Below are 13,747 nucleotides of genomic sequence, written 5' to 3' on the forward strand. Positions count from 1 at the left end.
GCGCCGAGCGCCGGTTGCGCAGGTGCTGCGCCAGCCAGGCGATGCCCTCCACGTCCAGGTGGTTGGTCGGCTCGTCGAGGACGATCAGGTCCTGCTCGGCGATGAGCAGCTTCGCCAGCGCGATGCGGCGGCGCTCGCCGCCGGACAGCGGGCCGATCACCGTGTCGAGGCCCTGCGGGAACTGGGACAGGTCCAGGCCGTCGAAGAGGCCGGTCAGCACGTCGCGGATCTTGGCGTTGCCCGCCCACTCGTGGTCGGCGAGGTCGCCGATGACCTCGTGCCGGATGGTGGCCTCGGGGTCCAGCGAGTCGTGCTGCGTGAGGACGCCGAGCCGCAGTCCGCCGCTCTGGGTGACGCGCCCGGTGTCGGGCTCCTCCAGCTTGGCGAGCAGGCGGATCAGGGTGGTCTTGCCGTCGCCGTTGCGGCCGACGACGCCGATCCGGTCCCCCTCGGACACGCCGAGGGAGACGGAGTCCAGCAGGGCACGGGTGCCGTACACCTTGCTGACTGCCTCGACATTGACCAGGTTGACGGCCATTACTCTCCTGCCCGGGGGAACGATCGACGTCCCAGCCTACTTGTCAGGCGGGCCCGCCCCGTCCGGGCAGTGCGGCGAGCGGCCGTCCCGCCCGTCCCGCCCGCTCCACCAGCAGCCAGCCGCCCAGTGCCATGACGACGGCCGCGGGGGCGCTGACGTGCACCGCGATCAGCAGGGCCGTCCGCCCCTCCAGCAGCCCGCCGAAGCCGACCATGGACAGACCGAGGACTCCGAACAGGCAGAGCGTGATCCCCACGGCCGCGACCGGGCCGGTGCCCGGCGGCGGAGCCGAGGCCGCGCCGCCCGGGCGCTCGAAGCGGCGGAAGACGGCGACGAGGAGGGCGGTCAGCACGGCGGCCGCAACGAGCCTCGGCGGCGTCTGCGCCCACCAGGCCGCGGACGCGGGCTCGGGGAGCGTGATCCCGGCCGCGGCCATCGCCCCGTAGACGCCGAGCATCGCCGTCAGATGCCACAGGAAGGCGGTCATCGCGATGCCGTTGGCGGCGACGACCGCGCGCCACACCCCGGCCCGCGCGACCAGCCGGCCACCCGGCCGCCGCAGCAGCTCGACCGCCCCGACGAGCCACAGCCCGTGGCAGAGCAGCGCGAGCGTCGGCGGGGCCATGTTGGAGATCTTCTCGCCGGGCATCCCGACCATGGACAGCGGATACGGCCCGAACGCGACCAGCGCCGCCGCCCCGGCGAGACCGGCACCCGCGAGCAGCGCGGGCATCCGGATCCGGCCGTCGGCCCGCAGGAAGCCCAGCTGATGGACGGCGAGCCAGACGAACGCGAAGTTCAGGAACTCCACGAACGGCACCCCGAACCCGAACCGCAGCACGTCGACGAGGACGGCGCCCCCGGCGAGCACGCCGAACGCCCCCCACCCCCAGCGCTCGTGCAGCCGCAGCAGCGGCGGCGTGAACGCCACCATCGCGAGGTAGATGCCGATGAACCACAGCGGCTGCGTCACCAGCCGCAGCGCCACCCCGGTCATCCCCCCGCCCCCGCCGAGCAGCTGCACGACGAGCGCCAGCGCCCCCCACGCCAGCACGAACGCCATCGTCGGCCGCAGCAGCCGCTGCAGCCGCCCCCGCAGGAACGCCGAGTACACGGCTCCCTCCGGATGCCGGCGCCCGAGCGACCGGTAGGAGAGGGCGTGCGAGAACCCGCCCACGAAGAAGAACACCGGCATCACCTGGAGCACCCAGGTGAGCACCTGCAGCCCGGGCACGACCGCCAGCAGATTCCCGACGCCCTCCCCCGTCACGGCGGCCATCAGCCAGTGCCCTGCGACCACGGTCGCCAGCGAGGCGACCCGCAGGAGGTCGACGTACCGGTCACGGTTCTCGGGGGTGCGCTCGGCGAGCGCCCGCACAGTCGATGCCATGCCCGCCACCCTGCCGCCCGCCCCGCGGCACGGTCAGAGCGCGGCTACTCACCCGCCCCTGAGTACCTTCCGCGCCTCCTCCAGGCCCGGGCGCACCTCGTCCAGCCTCGCGGGCCCCATCCGTCCAGCCCCGCGGGCCCTCATCCAGCCTCGCCGGCGTTCGAGGCGCGGGGTCAGGAACGGGCCGGGGTGGGGAAGGGAAGGCCCGCCGCAGGCGCCCCCGCACCGACCCCCACCGGTGAGGCGACGGGCTCCGGCACGGCCACGCCCTCGTTCAGCCGGTCGAACTCGCCGTAGACCGCGGGCGTCGACAGCCCTCCGTCCGCCATCGCGAAGACCCAGTGGAACGCGCCGCCCACCTCCAGCTCCGTGAGGTGCTCGCCGCGCCCGGTGCCGAGCGCCGCCCCGCCGACCAGGCTGAACGGCACGTCCGACCCCAGCTCCGCGCAGATGGCGAGCAGTTCGGCGCGCGAGGATCCGAGCCCCCACAGCGCGTCGCACGCGAGCAGCGCGCCCGCGCCGTCGGCCGAGCCGCCCGCCATGCCCCCGGCGACGGGGATGTCCTTGGCGATGTGGAGGTGCACGTCGGGGGCGATGCCGTGGCGCGCGGCGAGGAGTTCGGCGGCGCGGGCGGCGAGGTTGGTGCGGTCCAGGGGGACCTGGTCGGCTCCCGGTCCGGCGCAGGTGACGGTGAGCGCGTCGGCCGGCGCCGCGGTCACCTCGTCGTACAGCCCCACCGCCAGGAACACGTTGGCGAGGTCGTGGTAGCCGTCGGGGCGGGCCCCGCCGACCGCCAGCTGGACGTTGACCTTGGCCGGTACCCGTACCGTCACGCTCACTGCCGTGCCTCCGCGATCCGCGCGAACTGTTCCACCGTCAGGGCCTCGCCGCGGGCCTGCGGCGACACCCCGGCCGCGACCAGCGCCGCCTCCGCGGCCGCCGGTGAGCCGGCCCAGCCGGCCAGCGCGGCCCGCAGGGTCTTGCGCCGCTGCGCGAAGGCGGCGTCGACGACGGCGAACACCTCCGCCCTGGTGGCGGTCGTCTCGATGGGGGAGGTGCGTCGCACCAGGGAGACCAGGCCGGAGTCCACGTTGGGCGCGGGCCAGAACACGTTGCGCCCGATCGACCCGGCCCGCTTGACGTCGGCGTACCAGTTGGCCTTGACGGACGGCACCCCGTAGACCTTGTTCCCGGGGCCGGCGGCGAGGCGGTCGGCGACCTCGGCCTGCACCATCACGAGGGTGCGTTCGATCGTCGGGAAGCGTTCCAGCATGTGCAGCAGCACCGGGACCGCGACGTTGTACGGCAGGTTCGCGACCAGTGCCGTCGGCGCCGGGCCGGGCAGCTCCTGGACGTGCATGGCGTCGGAGTGGACGAGCGAGAAGCGCGCGGCGCGTTCCGGGAGCCGCGCCTCCACCGTGGCGGGCAGGGCGGCGGCGAGCACGTCGTCGATCTCGACGGCGACGACCCGGTCCGCTGCCTCCAGCAGCGCCAGGGTCAGCGAGCCGAGCCCGGGGCCCACCTCGACGACCACGTCGTCGGGTGCGACGCCGGCGGTGCGCACGATGCGGCGGACCGTGTTGGCGTCGATGACGAAGTTCTGGCCGCGCTGCTTGGTGGGGCGTACGCCCAGCGCTGCGGCCAGTTCGCGGATGTCGGCGGGGCCGAGGAGTGCGTCGGGATCAGTGGTGCTCACCGCTACAGCCTACGGCCGCAGTGGGGCCACGGACTCGCCCCCCGCTGCACGTAGAGCTTCTTCGCCCGGTACGTCTGTTCCGCCGCCGGAGCGTCCTCGGGGCGGCCGCTGCCGCCCAGCGAGCGCCAGGTACCGGCGTCGAACTGGTACAGCCCGCCGTACGTCCCCGACGGGTCGACGGCGCCCGGACGTCCGCCGGACTCGCACCGGGCGAGGGCGTCCCAGTCCAGCCCGTCGGCGCCGGCGACCGAGTCCGGCGGCCGCCGGGTGCCGACCCTGATCCGTTCGGCGACCGGCTCGCGCACGATCTCTTCGTGCAGCCTGCGGGGCTTGTGCCGCACGCCGTTGACGGTGCGCAGGCCGTAGGTGACCCGGCGGATCCCCGGTTCGCCCTGGCGCTCGACGACCTCGGTGCCGGCGAACAGCGTCGCGTCCTCGGTGCGCTCGACGGCGTGCGGGACGGGCTCGTCCCTGGTCTCCCGCGTGGCGGTGATGCGCATGACGGTGATCGTCTGGCCGTCTCGCGGGAAGCTCTCCATCGGCACGGACGTGGTGTCCTGCCCGTGCAGGGCGATGCCCGCGTCGGCGAGGGCCTCCCGCACGGTGGGCGCGGTGGTGCGCAGGGTGCGCTCGCGGCCGTCGGCCATGAAGGTCACCGAGCGTTCGGTGCGCATGTCCACGGTCAGGCCGGTGCGGCCGATCGCCGCCGAGCGCGAGACCGACAGATACGCGCCCGTCGCGCGTACGCCGAGCTGCCGCAGCGCCCCCTCCACGGTCTCCGCGGTCGTCCACACCGTGCGGCGGTGGCCGTCGAGGGTCAGGACGAGGGGCCGTCCGTAGCGGACGACGACCTCGTCGCCGCTGTCGAGGCCGGCTTCGGGGCCGGGGGCGACGAGGTCGTGCGGGCCGATGCGCACACCTTCGTCGTCGAGGAGTTCCGCGACGTCGTCGGCGAAGGTGTGCAGGGTGCGGGGCTCTCCGTCGACGGTGAGCCGCACCGCCTTGTCGGCGCCGACGAACGCGGCGGTACCGCCGGCGAGGAAGGCGACGACCAGGGCCTGCGGCACGAGCCGGCGCAGACCGTCGGCCCGCGGCGCCGCCCGGCGCCGCCGGGCGGCCCTGCGCGCCTGGGCGCGTCCGCCGGTGGCGGTGCCCGGCGCGCCCTGCCGCGGCAGGGCGGGCGCCGTGAGGCCGGCGCCCTTCAGGTCGACATACGGCAGCGTCGGCGCGTACGCCTGCGCGAGCCGGGCGTCCACGACGGTCGGCGCCGGGCCGGCTGCCGTGGGGTGGGCACCGGCGACGGACGGCGCGAGGACGGTGTCGGCGAGCCGGGCGTCGACGACGGTCGGCGCATGGCCGCCGCCCGGCCCGCTCCCGCGGACGCCGTCGTGCGGGACGCCGTACCCGCTGTCCCGCACACCGCCCGCACCCGCGGCACGGTGACTGCCCTGCGCTCTGCTCACGACGCTCCGCCGGCCGATCGGACACCCAGTGGGCACCGGACAGTAGCGGAGCGCGGGTCACTCTCCAAAGTCGCACGGTCACCCAGCGTGGCGCACGGCGCAGGATCGCCCGATCCGGTCAGTACCCGAACGCGCGCGCGGTGTTGGCGGCGATCGACGCCGCCAGGGTGTCCTCGTGGACCCCCCTGACCTCGGCCATCGCCCGCAGGGTCACGGGGATCAGGTACGGCGCGTTCGGCCGGCCCCGGTAGGGCACGGGGGTCAGGAAGGGCGCATCGGTCTCCACCAGCACCAGTTCCGCCGGGGCCACGGCGAGCGCGTCGCGCAGCGGCTGCGCGTTCTTGAAGGTCACGTTGCCGGCGAAGGACATGAAATATCCCTTGGCCGCGCAGATCTCCGCCATTTCCGCGTCGCCGGAATAGCAGTGGAACACCGTGCGTTCCGGTGCGCCCTCCTCGTCGAGAATGCGCAGCACCTCCGCGTGCGCCTCCCGGTCATGGATGACGAGTGCCTTTCCACGGCGTTTGGCGATCTCGATGTGCGCGCGGAAGGAACGCTCCTGCGCCGCCATTCCCTCCGGCCCCGTGCGGAACGTGTCGAGCCCGGTCTCGCCGACCGCCTTCACCTCGTCGAGCGAGGCGAGCCGGTCGATCTCGGCGAGGGCGTCGTCGAGGGCCGCGTCGCCGCCCGCCTCCCGCGCACCCTGGCGCGACCACCCGTCGGGGTCGCCCAGCACGATCCTCGGGGCCTCGTTGGGGTGCAGCGCGACCGCGGCGTGGACCTGCGGGTGCGCTGCGGCCGTCTCGGCCGCCCAGCGGGAGCCCTTGAGGTCGCAGCCCACCTGGACGACGGTCGTCACGCCGACGGCGGCGGCCCGCGCGAGGGCCTCCTCGACGGTGCCGTCCTGCATGTCCAGGTGGGTGTGCGAATCGGCGACCGCCACCCCGAGCGGTTCGGGCAGCGGCGGCGGTGCGGACTTCGAGCTCATGGGCGCGATCCTACGAGGCGCCCCGGGCTCCGCTCACTTGCGGTGGTGGAAAGGGCGCAGGAGGTCGGACAGATGCCAGTGGTGCGGTGCGGCGGGGCTCGCGTCGGCCCGGGTCGAGCCCGTGGGGCCGTCGCCGTCGGGTGCCCGGCCGGCCTCGTCGGCGCCGGTTCCCGCGTCCTCGCCGGACTTCCTGCGGTGCCTGCCGTGGGTCGTGGTCTGCGCCATCAGTCCGAGCACCGAGGACACCTGCCCGGCGCGCATGATCCGGACGACGTGGCCGCCGCAGTTGAGACAGGTCGGGCTCGACAGCGGGGACGGCACCCGCTTCCCGTCCGCCGTGTAGACGACGAATTCCTGGCCCCGGTTGTCGGTGTGGTGCTCGATCTCGTAGGACTGTTCCCAGCCGTACCCGCAGCGCATACAGGCGAAGGCGTACGCCTCGTGGGCTTTAGCGGTGTCGGTGATCTCACTCATGCCAGCTCCTCTCCACCGATTCCAGTGGACGCCCGTTTCGGCGGGAGCGCATCAGCGCATGTCGATTAATGGTGCGGGCTTGGGCAATCCCATGCACAAACGGGCCGGGACACGGTCTGCGCTTTGCCTTTCACGATAGACCTTTACCGAGCCGCGGGGCGTCCGCACGACCGCGGGGCCGCACCGGGACCACCGGCCCGGTTCCGCGGGGCCGCACCGGGACCACCGGCCCGGTTCCGCGGGGCCGCAGGGACGGTCGGTCGGCACCGGACCCGCCGCGGGAGAATCCCGGCGCGCCGCAGCCCTCGCACACCCGCCGGGGCTCGCGGGACAGCTCTCAGCGGGGCGCGGTGCCCGCCTTCTCGGCGTTCTTCGCGGCGACGACCGCGTCGAAGACCTCGCGCTTGGGCAGCCCGGTGTCGGCGGCGACGGCGGCGATCGCCTCCTTGCGCCGCTCCCCCGCCTCCTCGCGCACCCGCACCCTGCGCACCAGTTCCTCCGCGTCCAGTTCGGCGGGCCCGGTCTCGGGGGCGSCCTCGACGACGACGGTGATCTCGCCGCGCACGCCGTCTGCCGCCCAGACGGCCAGTTCGCCGAGGCCGCCCCGCTTGACCTCCTCGTAGGTCTTGGTCAGCTCGCGGCACACCGCGGCACGCCGGTCGGCGCCGAAGACCTCGGCCATCGCGGCAAGGGTGTCGTCGAGCCGGTGCGGGGCCTCGAAGTAGACCAGGGTGCGCCGTTCCTGGGCGACCTCGCGCAGCCGGCCGAGCCGCTCGCCGGCCTTGCGGGGCAGGAAGCCCTCGAAGCAGAACCGGTCCACGGGCAGCCCGGAGAGCGCGAGGGCGGTGAGCACGGCGGAGGGCCCGGGGACGGCGGTGACCTTGATGTCCTGCTCGACCGCCGCCGCGACCAGCCGGTAGCCGGGGTCGGAGACGGACGGCATCCCGGCGTCGGTGACCAGCAGCACCCGGGCGCCGCCGGCGAGCGCCTCGACGAGCTCGGGCGTGCGGGCGGACTCGTTGCCCTCGAAGTAGGAGACGACGCGCCCACCGATGTGCACACCGAGGGCCTGGGTGAGGCGGCGCAGGCGTCGGGTGTCCTCGGCGGCGACGATGTCGGCGTCCGCCAGCTCGGCGGCGAGCCGGGGCGGGGCGTCCGCGACGTCGCCGATGGGGGTGCCTGCGAGGACGAGCGTTCCGGATGTTCCAGTCACAATCCCCATCCTCCCAGGACGGGCGGCACCACTCGCACAGCCGTGTTCCCTACGATGGCGCGGTGACCAGTACCGCGCCTCCCACCTACGAGGGCTCCGAGGGCAAGGAAGCCCCGCAGCCGCCCGGCCGGCTCCAGCGCCTGCGCCGGTTCGGCTACACGCCCCGGCCGGTGATCGGCCTGCGCGAACGCCTTGTGCCGCCGTACACCCGCCCCTCCGGCGGGCTGTGGCCGGTGCTCGGCATCCGGCGTGCGAACGCGGACCTCCTGATGCGGCTCTCCGCCTGGGGCGGCCCGCTGCTCGTCGCGCTCGTCGCGGGGCTGCTGCGGTTCTGGAACCTGGGCAAGCCGCACGCGGTGATATTCGACGAGACGTACTACGCGAAGGACGCCTGGGCGCTCATCAACCAGGGCTACGAGGGCAGCTGGCCCAAGGACGTCGACAAACGGATCCTCCAGGACGCCTCGGCCGTGGCGCCGCCCGTCGATCCGGGCTACGTGGTGCACCCGCCGGTCGGCAAGTGGATCATCGGCCTCGGCGAGAAGATGTTCGACTTCACGCCGTTCGGCTGGCGGTTCATGGTGGCCGTGCTCGGCACCCTGTCGGTGCTGATGCTGTGCCGGATCGGGCGCAGGCTGTTCCGCTCCACGTTCCTCGGATGTCTCGCGGGACTGCTGCTCGCCGTGGACGGGCTGCACTTCGTGATGAGCCGCACCGCGCTGCTCGACCTGGTGCTGATGTTCTTCGTGCTGGCCGCGTTCGGGGCGCTGCTCCTGGACCGCGACTGGACGCGGCGCCGCATGGCCGCCGCGCTGCCGGAGGACTCCGAGGGGGTGCTGCGGCCCGACGCCCGGATCGCGGAGACACTCGGCTTCGGCTGGCGCCCCTGGCGGCTGACGGCGGGTGTGATGCTGGGCCTTGCGGCGGGCACCAAGTGGAACGGCCTCTTCGTGATGGCCGCGTTCTGTGTGATGAGCGTGCTCTGGGACGTCGGCACCCGGCGCACGGCGGGCGCGGTCCGCACGTACCAGGCGGTGCTGCGACGCGACCTGGTGCCGGCGTTCGTCTCCACGGTGCCGGTCGCGCTGGTCACCTACCTGGCGTCCTGGACGGGCTGGATCGTCACGAAGAAGGGCTACCACCGCCAGTGGGCGAGCACCGGCGGCGGGCAGGACAGTGCCTGGGGCTGGCTGTTCCCCGACTGGTGGCGCAGCCTGTGGCACTACGAGTCGCAGGTCTACACGTTCCATGTGGGGCTCACGGACGGCCACACCTACGAGTCGAACCCGTGGAGCTGGCTCGTGGTCGGCCGCCCGGTCTCGTACTTCTACGAGGACCCGGCCGCCGGCACCGGCGGCTGCCCCGCGGGCACGGCCGACAAGTGCGCCGCCGAGGTCCTGGCCCTCGGCACCCCGCTGCTGTGGTGGGCCGCCTGCTTCGCCCTGCTCTACGTGGCCTGGCGCTGGCTCTTCCGCCGCGACTGGCGCGCGGGCGCCATCCTGTGCGCCTTCCTGGCGGGCTGGGTCCCGTGGCTGCACTACCAGGAGCGCACCATCTTCCTGTTCTACGCGGTCGTGTTCGTGCCGTTCCTGTGCCTGGCCGTGGCGATGATGATCGGCGCGATCCTCGGCCCGCCCGGCTCCGACGAACGGCGGCGCGCGGTGGGCGCCATCGGCGCGGGTGTGCTGGTGCTGCTGATCGTGTGGAACTTCATCTACTTCTATCCGATCTACACCGGGCAGCCGATCCCGATGGACGAGTGGCGCAACCGGATGTGGCTCGACACCTGGGTGTAGCCGTGAACGCGCGCGGGCCCGGCACCTCCCGGGTGCCGGGCCCGCGCGCGTCGTACGGGCCGCCGCCCGGCCGGCCCGGGGCCGGTCAGGCCTTGCCGGCGCAGATCGTGTCGTAGGGGCGGCCGATGGCCATCAGCAGCTCCATCGGCTCGGTGGTGCCCGCCGGGCAGTTCTCCTTGCCCTTGACGAGGTCGAGCACCTTGTAGGCGCCCGAGCCGCCGGAGGCGCAGGCGACCTCCTGCGCGGTCGAGGTGACGCAGTCGCCCTTGACCAGCTGGCCGCCGCCGGCGCCCGCGTCGCCGGGGTGCTCGCCGGTCAGGTTGCGGCCGCAGACCGTGTTGGTGGGGATGCCGCCGCCCTTGCTGTTCCCGCCGTAGGAGAGGGAGACCTGGATGATCAGGTCCGTGCCGGCCGGGCACTGGACCGAGTCGGGCAGGATGCTCGCGTCCTGGATCTCCAGCGCCTTGAAGGTCGCGCCGGAGTCGTCGCAGTCGAAGGCGCGGTAGCCGTCGGGGCGGTTCTCGGGGTCGGGACCGCCGCAGTCGCCGACCTTCCACGAGCCGCCCCGGCCGTCCGATGCGGACGAGGACGAGGAGGAGGGCGACGACGAGGACGAGGAGTCGTCGCCGAAGAGCTGGGAGGCCCCGAAGCCGAGGCCGAGGATCACCGCGAGGGAGACCAGGCCCGACAGGCACCCCCCGGAGCGCCGCCGGGCCGGGGGCTGCGGGGGTGGCGGGGGCTGCTGACCGGCGTACGGGTTCATGCGGATCTCCTCGTCGGGCGGGCCGTTGCTGCGTGCACGGCCGGGGACGCGGCATGAACACTTCATGGTTCCCCGGGTGCGGCGACGGAAGACCGACGCTCCGTCAGATACCGGGTCCCGGTCGGATAACGGCCGGCTCACGGGCCACTCCTGTCCCGTAGGGTGCTCGTGACTCGCGTTTCTGAACACGTTCATGGAAAGCGCGTGCACTCTGGGGAGGGGGCTGCGGTCATGCGCAGTGGTGCGAAAGTCGCCGTCGTCGGCGGTGTGTTCGCCGTCGTGGCGACGGGTGTGGGGTACGGGGGCTGGAACCTCTGGAACGGGCTGACAGGCGGGGACGACGGGGGCGGCGTCTCCACGCAGTCCGCGCCGAAGAAGACCGGTCCGCCGGACGCGGAGGAGATCGAGAAGACGGCCGCGGACTTCCTGGCGGCCTGGGCGTCGGGCGACGGCGCGGCCGCCGCCCAGCTCACCGACAACGCGGCGGCCGCCGAGCCGCTCATCACCGGCTACGGCACGACGGCCCATGTCACGAAGGCCGTGATCGAGGCGGGCGAGGCGATGGGCGCGAAGGTGCCGTTCACCGTGAAGGCGACCGTGGAGTACGAGGGGGTCTCCAAGCCGCTCGCGTACTCCTCGTCGCTGACCGTGGTCCGCGGGCTCACCACGGGACGCGCCCTGGTGGACTGGCAGCCGTCCGTCGTGCACCCCGAACTCACCGAGGGCACCTCGCTGGTGACCTCCCGGGCGTCCGCGCCGCCCATCAAGGCGGTCGACAAGGACGGCGTCGAGCTGACGGAGGAGAAGTTCCCCTCGCTGAAGGGCGTCCTCGCCGAACTGCGGCAGAAGTACGGCTCGAAGGCCGGCGGCGTCGCGGGGGTGGAGCTGGCGATCACCTCGGCCGACAAGGCGGTGCCCGACAGGACCCTGCTCACGCTCACGAAGGGCGAGGAGGGCACGCTGGAGACCTACCTCGACGCCGGCGTGCAGGCCGCCGCGGAGAAGGCGGTCAAGCAGTACGACAAGGCATCCGTGGTCGCCGTCGAGCCCAGCACCGGCCGGATCCGGGCCGTGGCCAACAACCCGGCGGCCGGCTTCAACACCGCCTTCGGCGGCGCCCAGGCGCCCGGCTCCACGATGAAGATCGTCACCGCCGCGATGATGCTCGACAAGGGCCTGGTCGCGGGCGCCGGTTCGAAGGTCGAGTGCCCGGCGACGGTCACCTGGGAGCGCGAGTTCCACAACCTGAAGGACTTCGACCTCGGGACCACCACCTTCCGGAGAGCCTTCGCCCGCTCCTGCAACACCTCCTTCATCAAGCCGGTCAAACCCCTCGGCACGGGTGCGGGCACCGCCCTGGGCGAGACGGCGAAGAAGTACTTCGGCATCGGCGAGGTGTGGGAGACGGGGGTCAAGACCTGGGACGGCTCCGTCCCGGCGTCCTCGGGCGCCGAGACGGCGGCCTCCTACATCGGCCAGGGCAAGATCCAGATGAACGCCCTCACCATGGCCTCGATCGCCGCCACCGTGAAGGGCGGCGCCTTCCGCCAGCCGGTGATCGTCCCGCAGTCGCTCGACGACCGCACCCTCGCCCCCACCCGCCGGCTGCCGGACGGCATGGCCGCCACCCTGCGGCAGCTGATGGCCGCTGCCGCGACGGGTGAGGGCACCGGAGCGCGGGCGATGGCCTCGGTCAGCGGCTCCAAGGGCGCCAAGACCGGATCGGCGGAGGTCGACGGCCAGGGCGACTCCAACGCCTGGTTCACCGCCTACGCGGGGGACCTCGCGGCGGCCGCGGTCGTGGACTCCGGCGGACACGGCGGCGACTCGGGCGGCGACGTCGTCGCCCGGGTGCTCGACGCCCGCTGAGCACCCGGCGCCCGCGCGGGTCACCGCCTCGCGGGCGCCCGGTCCGGCCGCACTCCGAAACAGGTTCGCGTGGCCCGTACACACACCGCTAGCGTGCGGGCCATGAGCACCCACGACACCGCGGACGCCCACCCCCGCTTCGCCGACGCCCTGCGCGAGCTCGGTCTCACCGTGCCGGTGCGCCGGTTCCCGGAGGCCACCCGCACCGCCCAGCAGGCGGCCGACGCGATCGGCTGCGACGTCGCCGAGATCGTCAAGTCGCTGGTCTTCGAGGTCCGGGGGGCGGGCGCCGGGGCCAAGGGGCCGGGCGAGCCGGTGGTGGTCCTGGTGGACGGCTCGTCCCGGGTCGACGTCGAGCGGGTCCGCGGGGAACTGGGCGCCGCCTCGGTGGAGCGGGCGAGCGCCGGGACGGTCCGCGCGGCCACCGGCTACGCCATCGGCGGCGTCCCGCCGTTCGGCCACCTGACCCCCAGCCGGGTGCTCGCCGACCGCGGGCTGCTGGACCACGCCGTGGTGTGGGCGGCGGCGGGGACGCCCCACACCGTCTTCCCGCTCGACCCGAAGACCCTGATCGCCCACGCGGGCGCGACCGTCGTGGACGTCCGCGAGCGCACGGCGTGACGCCCCTGGTGGTGGCCGCCGTGCTCGCCGCCGCGGTGACCCACGCCGGCTGGAACGCCCTGGCGCACCGGATCAAGGACCAGGTCGTCGCCTTCACCCTGATCGCGGGCGGGGCGGCGGTGCTGGGCGCGGTGATGGCGTGCTTCGCCCCGCTGCCCGCGGCCGGTGCGTGGCCGTACCTCGTCGTCTCCGCGCTGCTGCACGTCGGCTACCAGGCGCTGCTGATGCGGTCGTTCAGCCTCGGCGACTTCGGCCAGATGTACCCGATCGCCCGGGGCACCGCCCCGCTGGTGGTGACGGTCGCGGCGGCGCTGTTCGTCGGCGAGCGGATCGGCGGCTGGCAGCTCGCCGGCGTGGCCATCGCCTCCGCGGGACTCGTCGGGGTGGCGCTGTGGGGCATCCGGGGGTCGGGCAGGCGCCCCCACTGGGCGGCGATCGCGGCCGCGCTGGCGACCGGGGTCTCGATCGCGGCGTACACCGTCGTGGACGGTGTGGGGGTGCGCGCCTCGGACACGCCGGTCGGGTACATCGCCTGGCTGATGATCCTGGAGGGCGTGCTGATCCCGGCGTACGCCGTCGCCACGCGCCGGGGCGCGCTGCTCGCCCAGCTGCGCCCGCACGCGGCGCGCGGGCTGCTCGGCGCGGCCATGTCGGTCGCCGCGTACGGCCTGGTGCTGTGGGCGCAGACCCGCGCGCCGCTGGCTCCCGTCGCGGCGCTGCGCGAGTCCTCGATCATCGCGGGCGCGGCGATCGGCGCGCTGCTGTTCAAGGAGCGCTTCGGCGCTCCCCGGGTGGTCGCGGCGGGGCTGATGGTCGTCGGCATCGGGCTGATGCTCAAGGCGGGGTGACGCCGCCCCCGGGCCGTCACCCGGGAGCGAGCCGCCACCGGCGCCGCCGCCACCGCGTCCGCGTCCACGCCCCGGGGCGAACCGCCAC

12 protein-coding genes and 1 pseudogene are annotated in these 13,747 nt (G+C 74.0%); 4 read left to right on the forward strand and 9 right to left on the reverse strand.

The genetic code is table 11. The features are described 5' to 3' along the window. From EAO77_RS04710 to rsmI, 8 genes and pseudogenes are all read right to left on the reverse strand, one after another. On the reverse strand, window positions 1-538 hold a 538-nt coding region (locus tag EAO77_RS04710), incomplete at its 3' end, for an ATP-binding cassette domain-containing protein (protein WP_147988946.1). Window positions 539-581: 43 nt separating this feature from the next. Next, window positions 582-1,928, reverse strand: coding sequence for an acyltransferase family protein (locus tag EAO77_RS04715; protein ID WP_147986845.1), 1,347 nt, complete (start codon window positions 1,926-1,928; stop codon window positions 582-584). A 233-nt stretch (window positions 1,929-2,161) separates the two neighbouring features. After that, window positions 2,162-2,767: pseudogene (locus EAO77_RS04720) on the reverse strand (4-(cytidine 5'-diphospho)-2-C-methyl-D-erythritol kinase); the annotation flags it as partial. After that, window positions 2,764-3,624: a 16S rRNA (adenine(1518)-N(6)/adenine(1519)-N(6))-dimethyltransferase RsmA gene (gene rsmA, locus EAO77_RS04725; RefSeq protein ID WP_147986846.1), complete on the reverse strand. Its 861-nt coding sequence runs from the start codon at window positions 3,622-3,624 to the stop codon at window positions 2,764-2,766. The pseudogene EAO77_RS04720 and the gene rsmA, both read right to left, overlap by 4 nt. 2 nt (window positions 3,625-3,626) lie before the next feature. Further along, the gene (locus EAO77_RS04730; RefSeq protein ID WP_315986077.1) at window positions 3,627-5,087 is read right to left on the reverse strand and encodes a ubiquitin-like domain-containing protein; all 1,461 of its coding nucleotides are present in this window, start codon (window positions 5,085-5,087) and stop codon (window positions 3,627-3,629) included. A 118-nt stretch (window positions 5,088-5,205) separates the two neighbouring features. Beyond that, on the reverse strand, window positions 5,206-6,075 hold the full coding sequence (locus tag EAO77_RS04735; protein WP_147986847.1) for a TatD family hydrolase: 870 nt from the start codon (window positions 6,073-6,075) through the stop codon (window positions 5,206-5,208). A gap of 33 nt (window positions 6,076-6,108) precedes the next feature. Continuing rightward, window positions 6,109-6,549: a hypothetical protein gene (locus tag EAO77_RS04740; protein WP_147986848.1), complete on the reverse strand. Its 441-nt coding sequence runs from the start codon at window positions 6,547-6,549 to the stop codon at window positions 6,109-6,111. A gap of 337 nt (window positions 6,550-6,886) precedes the next feature. Continuing rightward, window positions 6,887-7,771: a 16S rRNA (cytidine(1402)-2'-O)-methyltransferase gene (rsmI, locus tag EAO77_RS04745; RefSeq protein ID WP_147986849.1), complete on the reverse strand. Its 885-nt coding sequence runs from the start codon at window positions 7,769-7,771 to the stop codon at window positions 6,887-6,889. A gap of 53 nt (window positions 7,772-7,824) precedes the next feature. Between rsmI and EAO77_RS04750 the strand changes: the two genes are divergently transcribed. Continuing rightward, window positions 7,825-9,558, forward strand: a complete 1,734-nt coding sequence (locus tag EAO77_RS04750; RefSeq protein ID WP_147986850.1) for a dolichyl-phosphate-mannose--protein mannosyltransferase — start codon at window positions 7,825-7,827, stop codon at window positions 9,556-9,558. Window positions 9,559-9,643: 85 nt separating this feature from the next. On the opposite strand, the gene EAO77_RS04755 is transcribed toward EAO77_RS04750, so the two are convergent. Further along, on the reverse strand, window positions 9,644-10,321 hold the full coding sequence (locus EAO77_RS04755; RefSeq protein ID WP_147986851.1) for a hypothetical protein: 678 nt from the start codon (window positions 10,319-10,321) through the stop codon (window positions 9,644-9,646). A 231-nt stretch (window positions 10,322-10,552) separates the two neighbouring features. Between EAO77_RS04755 and EAO77_RS04760 the strand changes: the two genes are divergently transcribed. From EAO77_RS04760 to EAO77_RS04770, 3 genes are all read left to right on the forward strand, one after another. Beyond that, window positions 10,553-12,190 carry a penicillin-binding transpeptidase domain-containing protein gene (locus EAO77_RS04760; protein ID WP_147986852.1) on the forward strand — a complete coding sequence of 546 codons (1,638 nt, stop codon included), beginning with the start codon at window positions 10,553-10,555 and terminating at the stop codon, window positions 12,188-12,190. A gap of 102 nt (window positions 12,191-12,292) precedes the next feature. Continuing rightward, complete coding sequence (locus tag EAO77_RS04765) at window positions 12,293-12,811, forward strand: YbaK/EbsC family protein (RefSeq protein WP_147986853.1); 519 nt, start codon at window positions 12,293-12,295, stop codon at window positions 12,809-12,811. After that, window positions 12,808-13,659: an EamA family transporter gene (locus tag EAO77_RS04770; RefSeq protein ID WP_147986854.1), complete on the forward strand. Its 852-nt coding sequence runs from the start codon at window positions 12,808-12,810 to the stop codon at window positions 13,657-13,659. Before EAO77_RS04765 ends, EAO77_RS04770 begins: the two co-directional genes overlap by 4 nt. Window positions 13,660-13,747: the final 88 nt, after the last annotated feature.

This window comes from Streptomyces sp. T39, assembly GCF_008042045.1.
In the GTDB taxonomy this organism is placed as follows: Bacteria; Actinomycetota; Actinomycetes; order Streptomycetales; family Streptomycetaceae; genus Streptomyces.

What these genes read in the sequence shown, in the direction of transcription:
- EAO77_RS04715 (WP_147986845.1), bottom strand. Translation starts at nt 1,928, where the DNA reads ATGGCATCGACTGTGCGGGCGCTCGCCGAGCGCACCCCCGAGAACCGT.
- EAO77_RS04735 (WP_147986847.1), bottom strand. Translation starts at nt 6,075, where the DNA reads ATGAGCTCGAAGTCCGCACCGCCGCCGCTGCCCGAACCGCTCGGGGTG.
- EAO77_RS04740 (WP_147986848.1), bottom strand. Translation starts at nt 6,549, where the DNA reads ATGAGTGAGATCACCGACACCGCTAAAGCCCACGAGGCGTACGCCTTC.
- EAO77_RS04755 (WP_147986851.1), bottom strand. Translation starts at nt 10,321, where the DNA reads ATGAACCCGTACGCCGGTCAGCAGCCCCCGCCACCCCCGCAGCCCCCG.
- EAO77_RS04760 (WP_147986852.1), top strand. Translation starts at nt 10,553, where the DNA reads ATGCGCAGTGGTGCGAAAGTCGCCGTCGTCGGCGGTGTGTTCGCCGTC.
- EAO77_RS04765 (WP_147986853.1), top strand. Translation starts at nt 12,293, where the DNA reads ATGAGCACCCACGACACCGCGGACGCCCACCCCCGCTTCGCCGACGCC.